The organism is Streptomyces sp. NPDC005281 (assembly GCF_040607495.1).
GTDB lineage: Bacteria > Actinomycetota > Actinomycetes > Streptomycetales > Streptomycetaceae > Streptomyces.
In genome coordinates, this window is the sequence record NZ_JBEXGX010000003.1 from 1 (window position 1) to 19,974 (window position 19,974).

Here is a 19,974-nt window from a genome sequence, read left to right on the forward strand (position 1 = left end):
TCGCCTCCTTGTCCTTGGAGAGCATCGACTTCTGGATCCGCGGGATCAGACCCTCGTAGGTCATGTTGATGCCCGCGATCTTCATGCGGGTCCTGCGGGGCCGGAGTCCGGCCGGCCGACGCGGTAGGGCCTGGTGAACAGGCCCGCCGCGCGGATCGTCGCGTCGACCGTCCAGAAGGCCGGGTGCGGGCCGGCCGACGGGCCCGCGTGGACCACGAGCCGCCCGCCGGGGGCGAGCGCGCGGCGGGCGAGGCCGTAGAACTCCTGCGAGTACAGCTTGGTGGCGGCGGTGACGCACGGGTCGGGCAGGTCCGAGATGACGACGTCGTACGACGAACGGTCCTCGCGCAGGAGGCCGAACGCGTCCGCGGTCACCTGGTGGACCCGGGGATCGTCGTACACATGGTGGTTGAGGGCGGACAGCGCGGCGTCGTCGCGTGCCAGCCGGACCACGTCAGGGTCGGGCTCGACGATGTCGACGCGGCGCACACCGGCGTGGCGCAGCACCTCGCGGGCGGCGAGGCCGTCACCGCCGCCGAGGATGAGCACGCGCGCGTGCGGACCGTTCATCGCGGGGTGGACGAGCGCCTCGTGGTAGCGGCGCTCGTCGCGGCCGCTGAACCGCAGCCGGCCGTCGAGGAAGAAGCGGAGCGGACGGCCGTGGGTGCCTCCGGTCAGGACGGCCTCCTGGATGCCGGTGCGCGGGGCGACGCGCGCGTCCGCCCCGTACAGCGCGTGGCGCGCGGCCCGCTCGAAGTCGTCGACCAGCATCGCGGCCGAGGCGAGGAGGCCGAGCACGACGACGTTGGCGACGACCAGGGTCCAGCGCGCGCGGCGGGTCAGGTCGCCGCGGAACAGGCCGAGTACGAGGGCGCCGCCGGCGATCACGTTCACCGTCCCGGTCAGCAGCGCGCCCGTCAGCTGGCCGAGCAGGGGCAGCAGCACGAACGGGAACGCGAGGCCGCCGAAGAGGGCGCCGACGTAGTCCGCGGCGAACAGGTCCGCGACCGCGCCGCCGGGGTCCTGGCGGCGGATGCGCTGTATCAGCTCCATGAGCAGCGGGACCTCGGCCCCGATGAGCAGGCCGATCGTGAGGGAGAAGACGACCAGCAGCCAGCGGGGGCCGTCCGTCCACAGGCCGCCCCAGCCGCCCGTCCAGGCGAACACCGCGTACAGGGCCATCGCGCTGCATCCGCCGACCAGGGCGAGCGCCGCCTCGACGGCGCCGAAGCCGGCCGCCGCGAACGGGCGCAGCCGCTTCGCGGCGAGGGAGCCGACGCCCATGGCGAAGACCATGACGGAGAGCACGACGGATGTCTGGGTGACCGAGTCACCGATCAAGTACGAGGCGAGGGCGACGAGTTCGAGCTCGTACACGAGTCCGCAGGCCGCGCAGACGAACACTCCCACGAGGACGAGGAACCTGCCGGTGCCCGGACGGACGGGCAGCCGCGCCTGGCCCTGGACACCCCAGGGCGGCGGCACGCCGGGTGGGGCTGGCGTGTGCGGTTCGATCACGCCGTGAACGCTACGTCACGCAACCACTACGTCTCGTCACCCACACGTGTGGAAACTCTTGCTCTTCATGGTGTACGGAGTTGACTTGGGCATCTCCCCGGCACCCGGCGCGCGAACCCCGGGTCCGTGGGCGTTCCGCCCGCTCCCCGGCGCCGGACACGTCGACATGCCCGCTCGCACGTTTCGCCGTCGGACACCTGAGGGCTTAGCTTCGCCGTACGACATCGCAGGACCTTGCTTCGCCCTACGGCACCTGAGGGCTTCGCTTCACCGTCAGACGCCGGAGGGCCTCGCTTCACCGTCAGACGCCGGAGGCGCTGAGGGCTTCCGTCCGTACGCCGACTCGCGTTCGCGTCGCGACCAACTGGCCGTCCTGCGGGTACGCGTGCCACGTACGCCAGTGGACCTGGCCCTCATGACGCTGGGCGAGCAACGCCGTGAACGCGTGCGGGCTGCCGGGGAAGACACCGGCGAGACCCTGGGGGTGGTCGGAGACGAGGGCCAGCAACTCCTGTGCCCGGCCCGCGAAGGAGCCGGGGGACAGGATCTCGACGCGGGCCGCGAACTCGTACTCCCAGTCGTCGAATCTCTTCGCGACGCCGAGCGGCAGGGGCATGCTGCTGCCGGCGATGCACGCGACGGTCTCCGAACAACTGCCCCGCTCCTCCTCAAGAAGGACCTGGTGGGACGCGCCGAGCAGTCTCAACTGAAGTTTCGCCCCGGCCAGTTCGAGATCGAGGGTGGCGAGGGCCGGCAGCGGTTCGCGGCCCAGCGCCCAGGCGAGATCGGCCGCGCGCGTGTCGGTGTACGAGGTTTTCAGGGTCGTGAGCATGGGTCGGCTCCGCTAGCACGCAAAGGTGAGGTGGGGTTCCTGCGCACCCGGTCAACACCGGGGGAACGGCCTGGCCGGTCCGGCCGGAAGGGCATCCGGCGGACGCGTCCGATAGGACCATCCGATGGTCTTACGAGGCCTGTCGGCCCAGGGCTGCTTGGTGATGCACCAGGGCCGCTTTGGTGGTTTAGAGGGAATCATGAACTGTGCTGCCGCCACAGCGTTTTTACCCAAGTTCGTGGGGTTTCCATCCCCCCGAGGGCTCCACAGCTCAACTGTTCAACCACGATGTGCGCCCGGCGTACGAACGTGCCTGTCGGCAGTCGCCGGCCGACGGGCACATTCGTGCGCGGGACGTGTTTCGCGGGAAACCGCGTCCGTACGCCGGACGCGTCTCCCGCCGGGATGCCACCCGCCCGTGTCACCCGTGCCGGGCCCGGGTCAGTTGCCTCCGCCGCAGCCGCCCCCGCCGCACGAGGACCCACCTCCACAGGACGAGCCTCCGCACGACGAGTGCCCCCCGCAGGAGTGACCCCCGTGTCCTCCGTGGTGCCCGCCGGACGAGGCGCCGCCCGCACCGCCGGCCCACCAGCTGCTGTCGCCGCCGCCACCGCTGCCGTCGGAGCCGCGCCTTCCCTTCCGGGACCCGCCGACGGCCTTGACGACCACGACCAGCACGACAACCCCCAGGATGATGCCGAAGATCATGACGTCACCCTCCTTCCGTTCCCCCGAAGCGGCCCCCCGTGGGCGTGCTTCTCGATTCCGGTCCTGCGTGACAGGGGGATGCCCTCCCCCCTCACGGCCCAAAGCAGAGTTGAGGAACTCCTGAGCATGTAAATGCCCTCTCGCGCCGGGGCAGCGAATTTCCGGAAGGGCGCCGAACCCTCTTGCGCAATGGTCAAGAAACGTTGACCATTGGAGCCATGCCTACCGGTGATCTTCCCGAGACGTTTCACGTCACCACGGACGACCAGCTACGCGCCGTCTCCAACCTCACGCGTCACCGGATCATGGCCGTGCTCCGCTTCGAGCCCGCCACGATCACGCAGATCGCCGAGCGGGTGGGCCTCGCGAAGGGGAGTTCCAGTTACCACGTACGGCTGCTCGAGCGAGCGGGCCTGGTCAAGGTGGTGCGGACGCGGAAGGTCCGGGGAGTCACCGAGCGGTACTACGCGATGGCCGCGCGATCGATCGTGCTGCCGGATCCGGGCGAGGGAGGACCGGATGTGCTGATGCGGCACGCGGTGGCGGACCTGGAGGCATCGCCGGCGGACGCCGAGCGGCACGTGGGGATGGCTCATCTGCGGCTCACCGAGGAGCAGTTCACGGAGCTCGGGGCACGGCTTCAGACACTGGTGGACGAGTACCGGGAGCTGTCCGATCCGTCGCTGCCGGACACGTCATTCGTCTTCGCGCTGTTCCACCCGGCCCCCCGTCAGCAGTCTGAAGGGGATGCCAAGTGACCTCCGGAACAGAGGACTTGCCGACCGGCTTCGGGCGGCTGTGGACTGCGCAGACCGTGTCCTCGCTCGGTGACGGGGTGTCGCACGCCGCGCTGCCGCTGCTCGCGCTGACCTTGACCCGGGATCCGATGGCGCTCGCCGTCGTCACGGCCGCCGGAACACTGCCGTCGCTGCTCTTCGGGGTGCTGGGCGGTGCGCTGGTGGACCGCTGGGACCGTCGGCGCACGATGTGGGTCACGGACGCGGCGCGTGCGGTGCTGCTCGCGATACCCGCGGCAGCGGCCGTGCTCGATCTGCTGAGCATTCCGGTGCTCGCGGTCGTCGCCTTCCTGCTCGGCCTCGGCGGACTCTTCTTCGACACGGCCGCCACGGCCTATCTGCCGGATCTGCTCGGCCGCGACCCCGCGCTCCTGGAGCGCGCCAACTCCCGCCTGCGCGGCACCCAGACCGCCGCATCCGGCTTCGCGGGGCCACCCGCGGGCAGTGCGCTGCTCGCCCTCGGGCGGGCGGTTCCGCTGCTCGCCGACGCCGTGTCGTTCGCACTCTCCGCACTGCTCGTACGGTCGCTGCCCGCGACGCCCCGGCCCGCACCACAGGCCCGCGAGTCGCTGCTCCGCCAGGCGCGGGCCGGCGCCTCGTACGTGTTCCGGGATCAGTTGCTGCTCGGGCTCGCACTGCGTCCGGCGATCGGGAACATCGCCTTCCTCGCCGTGGAGACGGTCCTCGCCCTCTTCGCGCACGACCGTCTCGGCATCGGCGCCTTCGGCTTCGGCCTGCTCCTCACCGTGGAGGCAACCGGCGGCCTGCTCGGCGCGGGCATCGCGTCCTTCCTCGGCCGACGACTCGGCACCGGCACCGCGCTGACCTGCACGGCCGCGGTGGAGGGGCTTGCGATCCTGGGGCTTGCCGCCGCGCCGAATCCCTACCTGGCCGGCCTCGCGCTCGCCGTCTGCGGGGCGGGCATGGGCGCCACGATGGTGCTCGGTCCCTCCCTCCGACAGGCGATCGTCCCCGCCCACCTGATGGGCCGGGTCGCCTCCACCTCCCGCATGCTCGCCATGGGCGCCGCCCCGTTCGGCGCCTTCCTCGGCGGCTGGCTGGCCACCACCTACGACGTACGCACCCCGCTCTACGCGGCAGCCGGCCTCCTCCTCGCCATGACCGCCGTCACGGCAACCATGACCAGCAACCACCGGGTCGAGGCAGCCCTGCGTCGCGCCGCCCCGGACCACCCGGAATCCAGGGATCCCGCGCGGGAAGGCGCAGGCGAACTGTCGTGACGCCTCCGCGGAGGGGGCGCGATCTCCGCCGGTGCGTCTTCGGCCGGCCCGAAGACCTCGCCCTGTCGCAGGCCTCGACCGGCGCCGATGTCGACCATCGCGCGGTACCGCACATCCGGCGCCCCGCACCGTCTCTGGGCCGTCCGGGGGTGGTCGGTGTCGACGGCCGGCGGCAGTCGGCGGCAGCGGTGGCGCTGCTCAGGGGTGGCCGCGACGGGTACTTGCGCAGGTGCCCGTCGGTGCAGGTGAGTTGAGGAACTCCGGAGCTTGGGCGCAGGATGGCCGGTATGACCTCCAGCGCGCGCCCCTTTCTGAACCGCCGGCTCGCCGAGTTCGGGACGACGATCTTCGCGGAGATGTCCGCCCTCGCGTTGAGCACCGGCTCGATCAACCTCGGGCAGGGCTTCCCGGACACGGACGGTCCCGAGGAGATCCGGGAGGCGGCCGTGCGGGCGCTGCGGGATGGACGCGGCAACCAGTACCCGCCGGGTCCCGGCGTCCCCGAGCTGCGCACCGCGATCGCCGCACATCAAAAGCGCCACTACGGACTGTCCTACGACCCCGACACCGAGGTCCTGGTCACGGCGGGCGCCACCGAGGCCATCGCCGCCGCGCTGCTCGCGCTCCTCGAGCCCGGCGACGAGGTGATCGCCCTGGAGCCGTACTACGACTCGTACGCGGCCTCGATCGCGATGGCGGGCGGGACGCGCGTACCCGTGACCCTGCGCCCCGACGAGGGCACCGGCGACGGGGACGGCCACCGGCGGTTCCGGCTCGATCTCGACGAGCTGCGCGACGCGGTCACCGACCGGACGCGGCTGCTGCTGATCAACACCCCGCACAATCCGACCGGCACCGTCCTCACGCGCGCGGAGCTGACGGAGATCGCGCGGATCGCCGTCGAGCGGGATCTGCTCGTGGTGACGGACGAGGTCTACGAACACCTCGTCTTCGACGACGCCGAGCACGTGCCGCTGGCGAGTCTGCCGGGGATGCGCGAGCGGACGGTCACCATCGGCAGCGCGGGCAAGACGTTCTCGTTCACCGGCTGGAAGGTGGGCTGGGTGACCGCGCCCCCGGCCCTGGTCGGCGCCGTACGGTCGGCGAAGCAGTTCCTGACGTACGTGGCGTCGGGGCCCTTCCAGTACGCCGTCGCCGAGGCGCTCGCGCTGCCGGACGCGTACTTCGAGGGGTTCCGCGCGGACATGCTGCGCAAGCGGGACGTGCTGGCGGCGGGGCTCGCGGAGGCGGGGTTCAAGGTCTTCCGGTCCGCGGGCACGTACTTCATCACCACCGACATCAGGCCGCTCGGGGAGACGGACGGCTTCGCGTTCTGCCGCGCCCTGCCCGAACGCGCCGGTGTCGTGGCCATCCCGAACGCCGTCTTCTACGACCATCGCGAGGCGGGGGCGCCGTTCGTACGGTTCGCGTTCTGCAAGCGGGACGAGGTGCTGCACGAGGCCGCCGGACGGCTGGGCAGGCTGTCGTCCTGAACTCCTCTCGGCCCAGGGGCACCTGGGCCGGCGGAGAACCCCCACTGCTTCAGTGGAAGACCCGGCCCAGAGCCACGACGACGGTGAGGGCGAGCAGGACGGGGCCGAGCGGGAAACCCCGGCCGCGCCCGGATACCGGTTCGGTGGGCCGCAGTTCCGGGTGGTCGCGGAGCGCGGTGACCTCCTCGGTCATGCGGACGTAGGACGGGTTGCGGCCGAGGCGTCGTTCCAGCTTCGGCATGCCCAGGCCGGGCAGTCGCCAGGCACCGCCGTCGGGCATCCCTATCTCCACGCTCCCGTCCCGGGTGTAGCGGGCCGAACGCAGGCGATCCCACGGCAGGTGCCGCACCCGCCAGCCCCCGGCCAGCCACAACCCGGAACTGTCCGCGGTGACACGCCAGTTGAGCAGCTCCGCGGCGGTCCCGCCCCATACCGGCAGGAAGAGCAGGAAAAGCCCCCTCAGCCTGAACCCGTCCGTGACGAGATCGCGGGTGATGAACGCGGCGCCCGCCATCGTGGCCAGCGCCACGGCCGCACCACCGGCGCGCGCCAGGGAGCCGGGTCCCCAGTTCAGCGGGCGTCCCGTCGTGATCAGCGTCGCGGGGACCGGGGCGGCGGTGGCGTGGACCCCGTCGGTCGCGATGCGCGCCACCGCTTCCGGGGTGAATTCCGGTTCCCTGCCGGGGCCGGGCAACCGGACGGGGCCGCTCGTGCGCAGGACGGCCGGCTCGCCGTCGCGGAACGTGGTGACGAGGAGCAGTTCACCGCCGTCGCAGGGGGCGCCGAACATGACGGCCTCGCGCGGGAGCACGGCGCCCGGGACCCGTTCCCCCTTGTCCTCGGCAGCGGTACCTGCACCGGCACCTGCACCGGCACCGGCGGAGTGTGCCGACCGCGATCCCTCCTCTTCCGCGTCGGGCACCTCGGCGACGAAGCGCGCGGCGAGAACGGGCCGGCGGGTGGCGGTGTCGTCTCCCGCGTAGATCCACATCAGACCGTCGCGGCCCATGCGTTCCAGCACCCGCAGGACCGGAACCGGCCCGCGGCGCAGCACGGCGGCACGGCGTCGGGCGAGCAGACCGGTGACGAGCAGGGAGAGCCCCGGAAGCCCGGCGGCCAGGAGCCCCAGCTGCGGGCCCATGGCGTCGTACGGCTCGGACGCCAGCCGCCGCCAGGATCCGTCCTCCAGCACGGTCGACGTGGCGCCGACGCGGTGGTCCTCCGGATAGGACGAGCCGAGCGTCAGTCGCCGACCGTCGCCGGTACGCACCCGGACCGACTCGTCGCCCCGGCCGGTCACCTTCGCCCCGGTACGGACCGCACGGTCCGCGTGCTGCCGGTCGTCGTGGATGCCCGCGAGCCCCTGGGCCCCGCAGAAGGCGGCGACGGCCACGAGCACCAGCCCCGCCACGATCGGGATCAGCCCGCGCCGCAGGGGCGCGACGGGTTCGGGAAGCGGGTGCCGTACGTCCGCGGTGCCCTCCGCCAGGTCGCGCTGCCGACGGCGGCCGGCGAGCCGTTCGCGGGCGGCGGCCAGCCGAAGCCCAGGGCGGCGAGGACGCACAGGTTCGCGGCCAGGGAGTTCGGTCCCGCGTCCGGCAGCTCCAGCCGGGCCACGACCGCCGCCAGCGCGGGGGCCGCGACCAGTGTCAGTTCGGGCAGCCGGGCGAGCCAGTACAGCAGCCCCAGGGCGAGTCCCATCTCCGCCATGCCGAGCCAGTCCGCACCGCAGGGCGCGGCGTCGGTGCACGGCGGTTCCGGTGCCGCCGCGATCGCCCACACCACGGTGATCAGCAGCGCCGTCACGGACCACAAGGCGCGGGCCCAGGGCGCGGGGCGGGCGTGCGACCACCGGGCCGCTTCCCCGGAGGACCAGACGGGCGTGTCCGCGGGAACGGAACGGGACGGCAAAGGGGCAGGTATCGGGGCCGGTATCGGGGCCGGAGTCTCTGACACGCGAGGATTACGCGGTACGGCCTCCCGCTCACCACTGCCCGGGGACGGCAGTCGTCCGGGCCCCGGAACTGCCCGAGGACAGCAGTTCGGGAGAGGGACCGGAGGAGACGTCCCGGCCACTGGGCCCGGCTGGACGCCCACCCCGGCAGCAGGCTTCCCGAGAAACCCAGCGAAAGCTCCCGCCCGGGCAACGGACATCCCGAGCGACCCGGCGAAGCTCCCACCCCGGCAGCGAGCTTCCCGGGCAACCCCGCGCAAGCTCTCGCCCCGGCAATGGGCTTCCCGGGCAACCCCGCGAAAGCTCCCGCGCCGCCCTCGATGCCCGGCACCCTCGATGGCCACCGCCCTCGACGGCAGGCGCCCTCGACGCCCGCCGGCCTCGGCACCAGGCGCCCTCGGCAGCCGGGCACGCAGCCGTCTAGCACTGCTGGCAGCCCCGGTGCGGGCGGCGCGCCGGGGGCCCCGCAACGGAACCCGCACGGACGATCAAAGCTCGCGAATACCCCGTGGGGAACGCACAGTTCGGGGTGTGACCCACCCGAGTACCCTCGCTCGCCCCGCTCTCCCGGAGCCCGGCGACCGTGCCGTCCGTCCGTCCCGCGCCGCACGCAGCCTGCCGTACGCCGCGATCACGGCGCTCGGGCTGTTCGCCGCCGCGCGCCTGGCCGGCCTCCTCGTGCTCGCCGGGACGGCCTGGGCCACCGGCAGACACCCGGTCGCCCTGCTCGCACGTTCCTGGGACTCGGCCTGGTATCTCGGGATCGCCGCGCACGGCTACGGCAGGACACTCCACTTCCACCCCACGGTCGTCCACAGCGACCTCGCGTTCTTCCCGCTCTACCCGGCCCTCGTACGGGGTGTCACGAGGCTGACACCGCTGACCGGGGGCTCCGCGGGCCTGCTGGTCTCCTGGGCCGCGGCGGCTGCGGCCGCGTGCGGGGTGTACGCGATCGGGGCCCGGCTGCACGGCCGGGCGGTCGGTACGACGCTGGTGCTGCTGTGGGGGCTGCTGCCGCACTCGGTGGTGCTGTCGATGGCGTACACCGAGCCCGTACTGACCGCGTTCGCCGCCTGGTCGCTGTACGCGGTGCTCGACGGACGCTGGGTGTGGGCCGGCTCGCTGGCCGCGCTCGCGGGGCTGTCAAGGCCGAACGGCTTCGCGGTGGCCGCGGCGGTCCTCGTGGGGGCGGCGCAGGAGATCTGGCGGAACCGCGGAAAAGTTTCCCACAGGGTGTGGACGGGCGCCGCGCTCGCACCCCTCGGCTGGACCGGCTACGTACTGTGGGTGGGACACCGCGAGGGCGCCCTGCTCGGCGGCTACTTCCAGGTGCAGCGGCTGTGGGGCTCGCGCTTCGACCTGGGCGAGGGATCGCTCCATTTCGTCAGGCACCTGCTGCTGCACGGGGACAGGTTCGTGTTCCCCATGACGATGGTGATCGTCGCCGTGGCCGTGCTCCTGTACGGGCTGCTGATCGCGGACCGGCCGCCCCTGCCGCTGCTGGTCCACAGCGGCATCCTGCTGCTGATCGCGCTGGGCGGCTCGGGTTTCTTCGAGTCGAAGCCGCGCTTCCTGCTCCCGGCGTTCCCGCTGCTGCTGCCGCTGGCCCGCGCCCTGGTACGAACGGCGAGAGCCCGGCCCTGGCACGCGACCCTGGTGGTCGGCGCCTTGGCCGGGCTCTCGTTCGCCTACGGCGCGTATCTGGTCGTGATCGCGCACACCCCGCTCTAGGACGGGTCCCGGGCCTTGTCCCGGACCTGCCCCAAGGGTCGGTGCGCACGGTGAAAAAAGCGCCGCTGCGAGGACGGATCTACTCTTCTTCTTCGTCGTCCCCGGGCTTGTCCGTCTCGTTGATCTCCTGCTCCAGGCCGAGCTGCTCGACGAGCCACTTGTCGAACTCGATGGCTGCGCGTACCCAGCTGACCGTCGAGGACACGAAGTGCTCCAGGGCGACGCCGGTGCCGATCAGCATCTGCGCCTCGCCGATCAGGCGGACGGTGCCGTCGTCGTGGGTGTGGCTGTAGACCTTGGGCCACAGCGTGCGGCGGTTCCAGTCGTCGATCGACTCCAGGAGCGCGGGCTTCTCCTCGAGCTGGTGCGGCCGGTCGTAGAACGTCCGCACCGAGAAGACCTGCTGGTCCGCCTCGCCGCGGAACATGAAGTACGTACGGAACTCCTCCCACGGCGCCGCGAGGTCACCCTCGTCGTCGACGACGTACTTCAGCTCCATCTGTTCCAGAAGCTGCTTCACGAGGTCCTGATCCGGGACCACGGGGCCGGCGGGGCCGCCGGACTGCGGCTCGGGCTGGCCCCCGAAATTCGGAATCGAGGACGGGTCGATGCTCACCGTGTATTTCCCTTCGTACGGATACCGCCATCCTCCCTCATGGGGGGCGGGGAGTGGCAACCTCTGACGGGCCCTGTCCGCCGGGGGCTGACAAGATCCGGTCACGTACGGGCATCGGACCGGCAAAAGTGGAGGGCCCGCGGCGGACCGCCGCGAGCCCTCCACAGGGTGCTGATGCCGGGTGCTGATGCCGGGCTCCGGTCAGGGTTCCGGCTCCTGCTACAGCTCCTGCTCCTGCTCCTGCTCCTGCTCCTGCTCCTGCTCCTGCTACAGCGTCTTGCCCGTGGCCGGTCCCACGATCAGGCCGTCGCCGAAGGCGTCCACACGGACCGTGTCGCCGTCCTTGACCTCGCCGGCCAGGATCTCCTTGGCCAGCCGGTCGCCGATGGCGGTCTGGACGAGGCGCCGCAGCGGTCGCGCTCCGTACGCCGGATCGTTGCCCTCCGCGGCGAGCCAGGCCAGGGCCGCGTCGGTGACCTCCAGGCCGAGCCGGCGCTCGGCGAGCCGTCTCGCCAGGGAGTCGATCTGGAGCCTGGCGATGCGCTCCAGCTCCTGCTGGTCGAGGGCGGAGAAGACGACCAGGTCGTCCAGCCGGTTCAGGAACTCCGGCTTGAAGGAGGCACGGACGACTTCCAGGACCTGCCGCCTGCGCTCCTCCTCGGAGGCCGACGGGTCGGCGAGGCTCTGCCCGCTCAGGAACTGGCTGCCCAGGTTCGAGGTGAGGATCAGGATGGTGTTGCGGAAGTCGACCGTCCGTCCCTGGCCGTCCGTGAGCCTCCCGTCGTCCAGCACCTGGAGCAGGATGTCGAAGACCTCGGGATGCGCCTTCTCCACCTCGTCGAGCAGGATCACGCTGTACGGGCGGCGGCGTACGGCCTCGGTGAGCTGACCGCCCTCCTCGTAGCCGATGTACCCGGGCGGCGCGCCGACCAGGCGGGCCACGCTGTGCTTCTCGCCGTACTCCGACATGTCGATGCGGACCATCGCCCGCTCGTCGTCGAAGAGGAAGTCGGCGAGGGCCTTGGCGAGTTCGGTCTTGCCGACGCCCGTCGGGCCGAGGAAGAGGAAGGAGCCGGTGGGCCGGTCCGGGTCGGCGATCCCGGCGCGGGTGCGGCGCACGGCGTCGGACACCGCCCCGACGGCCTCGGCCTGGCCGATCAGCCGGCGGCCCAGCTCCGCCTCCATGCGCAGGAGCTTCTGTGTCTCGCCCTCGAGGAGGCGGCCGGCGGGGATTCCGGTCCAGGCGCCGACGACGTCCGCGATGTCGTCCGGCCCGACCTCCTCCTTCACCATCGTGCCCTTGGCGACCTCCTCCTCCGCCTGCGAGGCCTCCTCCAAGTCCCTTTCCAGGGTGGGGATCTCGCCGTAGAGCAGCTTGGAGGCGGTGTCGAAGTCCCCGTCGCGCTGGGCGCGTTCGGCCTGGCCGCGCAGTTCGTCGAGCTTCTCCTTCAGCTCGCCGACGCGGTTGAGGGACTGCTTCTCCTTCTCCCAGCGGGCGTTGAGACCGCGCAGCTCCTCCTCCTTGTCGGCGAGGTCGCGGCGCAGCCGGTCCAGGCGCTCCCTGCTGGCGGCGTCCGTCTCCTTGCCGATCGCCAGCTCCTCCATCTTGAGCCGGTCGACGACCCGCTGGAGCTCGTCGATCTCGACCGGGGAGGAGTCGATCTCCATGCGCAGCCGCGAAGCGGCCTCGTCTACGAGGTCGATGGCCTTGTCGGGGAGGAAGCGGGAGGTGATGTACCGGTCGGACAGGGTCGCGGCCGCCACCAGCGCCGAGTCGGCGATCTGGACCTTGTGGTGGGCCTCGTAGCGGCCCTTGAGTCCGCGCAGGATGGCGATGGTGTCCTCGACGGTCGGCTCGGCGACCAGCACCTGCTGGAAGCGCCGCTCCAGCGCCGGGTCCTTCTCGATCCGCTCGCGGTACTCGTCGAGGGTGGTGGCGCCGACCATGCGCAGCTCGCCGCGGGCCAGCATGGGCTTGAGCATGTTGCCCGCGTCCATGGCGGAGTCGCCGCCCGCGCCGGCGCCCACGACGGTGTGCAGCTCGTCGATGAAGGTGATGATCTGCCCGTCGGAGTTCTTGATCTCCGCGAGCACGGTCTTCAGCCGTTCCTCGAACTCGCCCCGGTACTTCGCGCCGGCCACCATCGCGCCCAGGTCGAGCGAGACGAGCCGCTTGTTCTTCAGGGACTCGGGTACGTCGCCCTTCACGATCCGCTGGGCGAGGCCCTCGACGACGGCGGTCTTGCCGACGCCGGGCTCGCCGATGAGGACGGGGTTGTTCTTCGTGCGGCGGGACAGGACCTGAACGACCCGGCGGATCTCGTGGTCCCGGCCGATGACGGGGTCGAGCCTGCCCGCGCGGGCCGCGGCGGTGAAGTCCGTGCCGAACTTTTCGAGCGCCTTGTACTGGCCCTCGGGATCCGCGGTCGTCACCCGGCGCCCTCCCCTGGTCTTCTGGAACGCGTCGAGCAGCTTCTTCGCGCTCGCGCCCTGCTGGGAGAGTACGTCGGCGATCCCCCCGCCCTTCGCGGCAATGCCGATCAGCAGGTGTTCGGTGGAGATGAACTCGTCGCCCAGCTCCTTGGCGCGCTCGGCGGCGTCCGCGATGACGGCGAGCGCCTCGCGGTTCGGCTGCGGGGGCGCGACGGTGGAGCCGGTCACGCTGGGCAGGCCCGAGAGCACGCGTTCGGCGCCGGAGCGGACCGAGGCCTGGTCGGCGTCCACGGCCACCAGCAGATCGATGATGTTCTCGTTGTCCTGCCCCTCGAGCAGAGCGAGCAGCAGGTGGGCGGGGGTGAGGTCCGGGTGCCCCTCCCGTACGGCGCGGTTGCCGGCCGCGTTGATCGCGTCCCGGCTCCTGTTGGTCAGCTCGGCGTCCACGTTCGCGTTCTCCTCCTGATGTTCCCGACCGTTCCCTGACTCATCCAGCGTACACAAAGTTGAGCCTATTCCACTCAAGGCTGGAAGAGCCGGAAAATGGACACCCACCAGGCGTAGATTCAGGCCTCATGGCTTCCCATACGGTGGACCCGCGGCATCCCGACGCCGCCTACCTGAGCTTCTGGCGCGAGCGCCGCCTGTGCACGCTGACCACCCTCCGGTCCGACGGCAGCCCGCACGTGGTGCCCGTCGGCGTTACATACGACCCCGAGGCCGGTCTCGCTCGGGTCATCACGAACAAGTCCAGCCGGAAGGTGGCCAACGTCCTGGCGGCCGGACCCGACGGGGCGCGGGTGGCGGTGTGCCAGGTGGAGGGGGCGCGCTGGGCGACGCTCGAGGGGCGGGCCCGGGTCTCCACGGACCCGGTGCACGTCGCGGAGGCGGTGCGGCGCTACGCGGAGCGCTACGAGCGCACGCCGTCGCCGAACCCGTCGCGCGTGGCGATCGAGATCGAGCTCACGGCGGCGATGGGCCGCGGATGAGACCGCCGCCGGACGTCCCGCGAACGGTTCCGGCCCTTACGGGGACGGGCCGAAATCCGGAGATCTCCCCTGAAACTGCAGCGGCGTCACCGTGTTCAGGTCACGGTGACGCCGCTGCGGGGGGAAGTACCTGCGCGATCTACTACGACGGGGGAATCGCGTCAGGCACTGCGGGGGGTGGCTGCGATGGTCTCGACGTCGGGGACGTCAGGTCCGGTGAGCTGGTGGTCACGCTGGTCGAGGTTCACGAAGATCATGCCGTACCGGATGGCGCACCGGACGGGCTGCGGCGCCCCCCGAGGCCGCCGCAGACACCGGTAGGCCCGTACGTCCTCGTCGTCGTCGCGGGTGACGACGACGGGTTCTCCGAAGACGGTCACCATCAGCGAGTCACCGCTGTAGGGGATGGCGGTGACCAGGTCGATGAAGTGCCAGCCGGACCGGTAGGCGGTGGCCATCTCACGGCGGAAGGAGCGGTCGTCGGGAGGAATGGTCATGCTTCTGCGCTCGCGGAGACGATCGTCCAGCCACTGTCCGACAGGGCCGAGGCCTCGACAGCGTTCCAGCCGCTGTCCGCCAGGGCCGGCTTCACGATGTTCCAGCCACTGTCACCCGGGGCCGCCGCGGCCTGGATGTCGGTCCAGCCACTGTCACCCGGGACCGCCGCGGCCTGGATGTCGGTCCAGCCGCTGTCTCCCGGGACCGCCGTCTCGACAGCGGTCCAGCCGCTGTCCGCCACGGTCGCCCTCACGCTGGTCCAACCGCTGTCCGGGCCGGCCCAGCTCCGGGCACCCCCGGCATCAAGACCCGAGGCCCCCAGGGAGCCGGACGCCACAGCGACAGAGAAGACTGCGGCAAGCACTGAACCAAGCAATCTCGCTCGCATAGTCGGCTTCGTCCTCACTTGATGGAATCTTCTCCCCCGTCGTCACAAGACGATGGCTCATTCAGGCACGTCAATGCCACAGCAGCGATGCATCATGTTCCTGCACGTTCAGGACCCTGGGGGGTGGAGATTTGCCCACAAAGAACTCACAACCGACACATCCCCACGCTGTCACCACGTTGTGTGACGAAGGAACACGCCTTTACGCCAGTGCGTTGCACTCCGGCCGCATCACACGGGTCGAAGTGGAAACGGCCCCTTGCCTCTTGGAGTTCGCACTGCTTCATCCCGACCCCGACGACGAGAAGTGGCTGCGCCCCGTTCCGCCGTCCGTCGCGCTCGCCCAGCGCCTCCAGCCCCTGGAACGGGAGATCCAGGAACGCAGGCGGCTCGCGATCGAACTGACCGACTCCTTCGACCCGTTCATCGCGATCAGCACACAGAGCACCGCGAGCATCCACGCGATCACCGTCCTGGAGGGATTCGACCGGATCAACGCGGCACTCAATTCGGCCACCGCCGAGTGCCAGACGGAGATGCTGACGATCCAGCCGGGCGGCGGCCGGCCCGCCGACGCCCTGATGCAGGCCCTGGAGCGCGACAGGCCGCTCACCGACCGGGGTGTGCGCATCCGCACGCTGTACCAGCACACCGCCCGGCACAGCCAGGGGACGCTCGCCTACGTGGAGCGCATATCCGGCGGCCGGATCCAGGTCCGCACCCTCGAGGAACTCATCGAGCGGCTGATCGTCTTCGACCGGACCGTGGCCTTCATTCCGGCCAGCGACGACCGGCGGGTGGCCCTCGAACTCCGCCACCCCGGACTCGTTCTGTACCTGAGCAAGGTCTTCGAGCAGCTCTGGCAGCGCGCGGTCCCGCTCACCGAGGACGTCCCGAACGACGTCGGCCCCAACGGCATCACCGGCGTCCAGCGCTCCATCGCCAAACTGCTCATCGAGGGGCATGTGGACGAGGCCATAGCCCGCCGGCTGGGCATGAACGTCCGTACCTGCCGCGCGCACATCGCCAAGCTGGCCTCCGCCCTCGGCAGCGGGAGCCGGGCCCAACTCGGCTTCCTGATAGCGCAGTCGAGGCTCCTGGACCAGCCCGAGGGAAGGGAGTGACCCCGGTCGGCAACACCTCGCGCGACGCGCCCGGGCGGGCTCCAGGAGCCGCGCCCGGACCACCGCCGTCAACGGCCCGCCGGGGAGCCGCGGTCGGGGACGGCGGGGGCCGTCGGCACGACCTCCGCGACGGTGACGGCCTCCGGACCCGGCGACCGCTGCGGCCCGTCGAGCCCCGCCTGGGCGATCCGCACGCCCAACTGCGTCCGGCTCGCCGCGCCCAGCGTCTCCGACAGCCGGGCAATGTGCGCCCGGCACGTCCGCACGCTGATGCCCAGGCGCTCCGCGACGACCGCGTCCTGATGGCCCTCGGCCAGCAGCTCGGCGATCGACCGCTCCCGGTGGGTGATGCCCTCGATGCCCGTCGCGGGCATGGGCGAGGTCAGCGGGATCGCGAGACGCCACAGCCGTTCGAAGACCGTCACCAGGTAGTCCACCAGCGCGGGGTGGCGCAGCTCCAGCGCGATCGTGCGGTCCGAGTTGGCGGGGATGAAGGCCACCGTACGGTCGAAGAGGATGAGCCGTTCCACGACCTCGTCGAGGGTACGGGCCTCGGCCGCGTCGCCCATCAACTCCATGTAGTTCAGGAGGCCTTGGCCGTGCCGGGCCACATGGGTGTACAGGTCGCGCATGCGCACCCCGCGCCGGCGCATCTCCAGCGCCCGGTGCAGACCCTCGACGAGTTCGTCCTCGCGCCGGATGCCGCCCGGCTGCACGGTGAGGACCTCGCGGGTGCACTCCTCGGTCGCCTTGTCCATGGCGGCGTGGATACGCGGCAGACCGTCGAGGACCCTGATCGCCACGCCTTCGGCCGGCGCCCGCACCCGGCCGCCGAGGCCCGCGTACCACTCGAAGGCCGACACCGCGTCGCCCACCCGCGCCTGGCTCGCGCTGACTTCCTGGTACACGCCCCGCAGGAGCCGGGTCATGACCTCCTGCGGCGAGGTCGGCACCAGCCAGCCCATGTCGTCGGGATCGGGGTGCAGCAGCGCCAGTTCGAGCAGGCAGGGCACCGGCTCGGCGTCCTCGCGGGGCACCCGGCCCCGCCGCACGGCCCGGGAGTACACCCGGTCGCCCGCATCGCACAGCCGGTCAGCGCCGTGCGGATGCCTGTCCGTCCCGTGCCCGGCCATCTCCCACCCCTGGCTCCAGCTCCAACCCCTGGCGTGAGCCCCGCGTCAGGGCGTCCTCCGCAGCGCAACTATGCGCGGACGCGTCCGGCATCGCAACAAGGCTGCGTCGCCGAAGAACGTCCGTTCGCCCCTGCTCATCACCATAAATCGTGACCTCCGCCGCGCCCCTTGCAACAAGCTGAAGACCCGGAGCCGGGGCGCCCGGGCTCCCCGCGGAACAGCCCCCACGAGTCCGGCCGGCCCCTCGCCCGGCTCAGCCTCGAAGACACAACTCCAGTCACGCCCACGGGACTTGCTGTAACCACGCCACCGGGGCGGAGGCGCCGGCCGCGGCTGCGGACCGTAGGCGGAAGCCACGCCGGACGCTACCCGGTGACGGAAAGTTCACGGGGTCCGTAGATCGCGTGAGCGGCACCCGTGGCGAGCGCCCAGTAACGGTCGCCGTAGGACCAGTGCCACCACTCGGTCGGGTAGTTGACGAGCCCGACGGCGTTCAGCGCGGCGGCCAGAAATCGCCGGTGCTCCCGCGCCGCGCCGCTGATGCCGTCCGCGGCGGTATAGCATGCGCCCTCGCTGTCCTCGGGGCTCGCGTTCACAGGTGTGCCCATGTCCAGCTCCCGCCCGGCGGCGTCGACGAGAGTGAGGTCGACAGCGGCACCCGCACTGTGCGGGGCGATCTCGGGCGGCGACACATAACGGCTCGCCTCGTCCCGCAGGCGCCCGTCGTCCCACCCGGGGTGCCGCGCGCGCAGCCCGGCGGCGTACCGCTCGAAGTAGAGCCGCTGCGACGACGGCGGGCGGTAGCCCTCGACGAACAGCAGCCGCATGCCGTCCGGCAGCAGGCCGCCGGCCGCCACGAGCCGGTTCAGCACTCCCTCGCGCAGATGCGCGAAGGCTCCGGTGTCGTCCCTCCTGCGGGCGTCGACCGGGAACGGCTCTCGCGTCCGTACGTCGAGAAGCGGCTCGCCGCAGTCCACGACGGGTATCGCGGCGATCTTCGGGTCCGACATCAACACGATCGAGGGCATGGGCCCGATCATGCCGGAGAGGGGCGTGCGGCCACGGACGGCGGCGTGAGGGGTCGGCGCGCACTTCGGGCGCATCCATGGGTGCCGGGTGGCTGGAGGGCCGCGTGAGGCCCCTGAGGGCCTTCGGGGGGGTGGGGCGAACGGAACGGCCCCGGGCGGGGGCGTGCGCCTTGGGCGCGCACCCGCGAGCGGGGCCGTGACCGTGCCTCTCCCTGCCCGCCGTCCCGGTCCGGGACGGCGGGGCGGAGCGTCCTACTTGATGCCGAGCGAGGTGCAGAGCGCCTTGTAGGGCGTCGTGCAGATCTTGTTGACGGGGTAGATGCTGTCCTGGACCACCGTGTTCTCGATGTTGTCCTTGGTCAGGGCCACCACGGGCACGAGCTGGGACGGGATGTCCTTGTTGGTGGGGCTGCTGACCTTGTCGCGGGTGAGCGCGTCGAACTCGATCGAGCGGCCCTGGACCCGGGCGACCGCCATCTCGGCGGCGGCGTTGGCCTCCTGCGGGTACGACTTGTACACGCTCATGAACTGGTCGCCCTTGATGATCCGCTGCACGGCGACGAGCTCGGAGTCCTGGCCGGTGACCGGCGGCACCTTGCTGACACCCGCGGCCTTGAAGGCGTCGATGACCGCGCCCGCGATGCCGTCGTTGGCGGCGTAGACACCGGCGATGTTGCTCAGCCCGACGGCCTGGATGGACTTCTCCATGTTGGCCTTGGCGTTGACCGGGTTCCAGTCCTTGGTGTCGTACGCGCTCGAGATGATCACCTTGTCCTGGAGCTCGGACAGGGCGCCCTTCTTGAACTGCGCGGCGTTCGGGTCGGTCAGCGACCCGTTCATCATGATGATCTTCTTCGAGGCCGAGTTGGTGCCCAGCGCGGCGACCAGGGCCTTGCCCTGGGTCTCGCCGACCAGCTCGTTGTCGAAGGAGATGTACGCGTCGATCGGGCCCTGCGCCAGGCGGTCGTAGGCGATGACCGGGATACCGGCGGCCTTGGCCTTGCGCACGCCCTTGGCGATCGTCACCGAGTCCACCGCGTCCACGAGGATGACGTCGACCTTGTCGTCGATCATCTGCTGCATCTGACGCAGCTGCTTGGCAGCGTCCTGCTCAGCGTTCAGGTAGACGACATCACCCTTCTTCTCGGTGAGCTTCTGCACCTGATCCCTGATGATCGGGTAGTCGAACTTCTCGTAACGGGTGTTCTGCTTCTCCGGAAGGAGCAGGCCGACCTTGATGTCGTCGCCCTTCGTAGGGCTTGCCGTGGAGCCGCTCCCCCCGATGCCGCCCATGCCGCAGCCGGCGACGGTGACGGCCATGGCGGACGACGCCACGGCTATGGCGGTACGGCGGAGGCCGGTGTTACGAGTCTTCACATCAGGTGCCTTCCGGGCGAGGTTGCAGCATTGCGACCCAGGTGGCTGAAAGCCAACGCGGCGATCACCTCAGCGTCAAGGAGTAACCACTTAACGAGATGGCAACGGCGTTTC

General features: G+C 71.2%; 17 protein-coding genes. 6 read left to right on the plus strand and 11 right to left on the minus strand.

The annotated features are described in order from the left end of the window. Nucleotides 1-81: 81 nt before the first annotated feature. Both ABZV42_RS05155 and ABZV42_RS05160 read right to left on the minus strand, forming a co-directional pair. Nucleotides 82-1,518 (minus strand): polyamine aminopropyltransferase, encoded by a 1,437-nt coding sequence (locus ABZV42_RS05155; RefSeq protein ID WP_356050917.1) that lies wholly within the window; start codon nucleotides 1,516-1,518, stop codon nucleotides 82-84. 301 nt (nucleotides 1,519-1,819) lie between these two features. Then, nucleotides 1,820-2,350: a DUF2617 family protein gene (locus tag ABZV42_RS05160; protein WP_355982030.1), complete on the minus strand. Its 531-nt coding sequence runs from the start codon at nucleotides 2,348-2,350 to the stop codon at nucleotides 1,820-1,822. Between the two features lie 926 nt (nucleotides 2,351-3,276). On the opposite strand from ABZV42_RS05160, the gene ABZV42_RS05165 reads away from it, so the two are divergent. The 3 genes from ABZV42_RS05165 to ABZV42_RS05175 all read left to right on the plus strand — a co-directional run bounded on the left by ABZV42_RS05165 (nucleotide 3,277) and on the right by ABZV42_RS05175 (nucleotide 6,589). Next, a complete protein-coding gene (locus ABZV42_RS05165) occupies nucleotides 3,277-3,816 on the plus strand; it encodes a winged helix-turn-helix domain-containing protein (RefSeq protein ID WP_355982028.1) in 540 nt (179 codons plus the stop codon). 17 nt (nucleotides 3,817-3,833) lie between these two features. Next, on the plus strand, nucleotides 3,834-5,096 hold the full coding sequence (locus ABZV42_RS05170; RefSeq protein ID WP_355982056.1) for an MFS transporter: 1,263 nt from the start codon (nucleotides 3,834-3,836) through the stop codon (nucleotides 5,094-5,096). Nucleotides 5,097-5,374: 278 nt separating this feature from the next. Further along, nucleotides 5,375-6,589 (plus strand): pyridoxal phosphate-dependent aminotransferase, encoded by a 1,215-nt coding sequence (locus ABZV42_RS05175; RefSeq protein ID WP_355982026.1) that lies wholly within the window; start codon nucleotides 5,375-5,377, stop codon nucleotides 6,587-6,589. Nucleotides 6,590-6,638: 49 nt separating this feature from the next. On the opposite strand, the gene ABZV42_RS05180 is transcribed toward ABZV42_RS05175, so the two are convergent. Continuing rightward, a complete protein-coding gene (locus ABZV42_RS05180; protein ID WP_356050918.1) occupies nucleotides 6,639-8,000 on the minus strand; it encodes a hypothetical protein in 1,362 nt (453 codons plus the stop codon). 8 nt (nucleotides 8,001-8,008) lie between these two features. After that, a complete protein-coding gene (locus ABZV42_RS05185) occupies nucleotides 8,009-8,500 on the minus strand; it encodes a hypothetical protein (protein ID WP_355982022.1) in 492 nt (163 codons plus the stop codon). A gap of 574 nt (nucleotides 8,501-9,074) precedes the next feature. On the opposite strand from ABZV42_RS05185, the gene ABZV42_RS05190 reads away from it, so the two are divergent. Beyond that, on the plus strand, nucleotides 9,075-10,274 hold the full coding sequence (locus ABZV42_RS05190; RefSeq protein ID WP_356050919.1) for a hypothetical protein: 1,200 nt from the start codon (nucleotides 9,075-9,077) through the stop codon (nucleotides 10,272-10,274). 79 nt (nucleotides 10,275-10,353) lie between these two features. On the opposite strand, the gene ABZV42_RS05195 is transcribed toward ABZV42_RS05190, so the two are convergent. Further along, complete coding sequence (locus tag ABZV42_RS05195) at nucleotides 10,354-10,890, minus strand: YbjN domain-containing protein (RefSeq protein WP_355982018.1); 537 nt, start codon at nucleotides 10,888-10,890, stop codon at nucleotides 10,354-10,356. 267 nt (nucleotides 10,891-11,157) lie between these two features. After that, nucleotides 11,158-13,770, minus strand: coding sequence for an ATP-dependent chaperone ClpB (gene clpB, locus ABZV42_RS05200; RefSeq protein WP_356050920.1), 2,613 nt, complete (start codon nucleotides 13,768-13,770; stop codon nucleotides 11,158-11,160). A gap of 128 nt (nucleotides 13,771-13,898) precedes the next feature. On the opposite strand from clpB, the gene ABZV42_RS05205 reads away from it, so the two are divergent. Further along, nucleotides 13,899-14,312, plus strand: a complete 414-nt coding sequence (locus ABZV42_RS05205) for a TIGR03618 family F420-dependent PPOX class oxidoreductase (protein ID WP_355982014.1) — start codon at nucleotides 13,899-13,901, stop codon at nucleotides 14,310-14,312. Between the two features lie 161 nt (nucleotides 14,313-14,473). Here ABZV42_RS05205 and ABZV42_RS05210 read toward each other — a convergent pair whose 3' ends face one another. Both ABZV42_RS05210 and ABZV42_RS05215 read right to left on the minus strand, forming a co-directional pair. Next, nucleotides 14,474-14,809, minus strand: a complete 336-nt coding sequence (locus tag ABZV42_RS05210) for a hypothetical protein (RefSeq protein WP_355982012.1) — start codon at nucleotides 14,807-14,809, stop codon at nucleotides 14,474-14,476. Next, complete coding sequence (locus tag ABZV42_RS05215; RefSeq protein ID WP_355982010.1) at nucleotides 14,806-15,063, minus strand: hypothetical protein; 258 nt, start codon at nucleotides 15,061-15,063, stop codon at nucleotides 14,806-14,808. Before ABZV42_RS05215 ends, ABZV42_RS05210 begins: the two co-directional genes overlap by 4 nt. A 266-nt stretch (nucleotides 15,064-15,329) precedes the next feature. Between ABZV42_RS05215 and ABZV42_RS05220 the strand changes: the two genes are divergently transcribed. Beyond that, the gene (locus ABZV42_RS05220) at nucleotides 15,330-16,322 is read left to right on the plus strand and encodes a helix-turn-helix transcriptional regulator (RefSeq protein WP_355982008.1); all 993 of its coding nucleotides are present in this window, start codon (nucleotides 15,330-15,332) and stop codon (nucleotides 16,320-16,322) included. Nucleotides 16,323-16,390: 68 nt separating this feature from the next. Here the strand turns inward: ABZV42_RS05220 and ABZV42_RS05225 are convergent, their stop codons facing one another. The 3 genes from ABZV42_RS05225 to ABZV42_RS05235 form a co-directional block, all read right to left on the minus strand. Then, nucleotides 16,391-17,455 carry a helix-turn-helix transcriptional regulator gene (locus ABZV42_RS05225; protein ID WP_356050921.1) on the minus strand — a complete coding sequence of 355 codons (1,065 nt, stop codon included), beginning with the start codon at nucleotides 17,453-17,455 and terminating at the stop codon, nucleotides 16,391-16,393. A gap of 365 nt (nucleotides 17,456-17,820) precedes the next feature. Further along, a complete protein-coding gene (locus tag ABZV42_RS05230; RefSeq protein WP_356050922.1) occupies nucleotides 17,821-18,483 on the minus strand; it encodes a M15 family metallopeptidase in 663 nt (220 codons plus the stop codon). Between the two features lie 252 nt (nucleotides 18,484-18,735). After that, complete coding sequence (locus ABZV42_RS05235; protein WP_355982002.1) at nucleotides 18,736-19,860, minus strand: substrate-binding domain-containing protein; 1,125 nt, start codon at nucleotides 19,858-19,860, stop codon at nucleotides 18,736-18,738. Nucleotides 19,861-19,974: the final 114 nt, after the last annotated feature.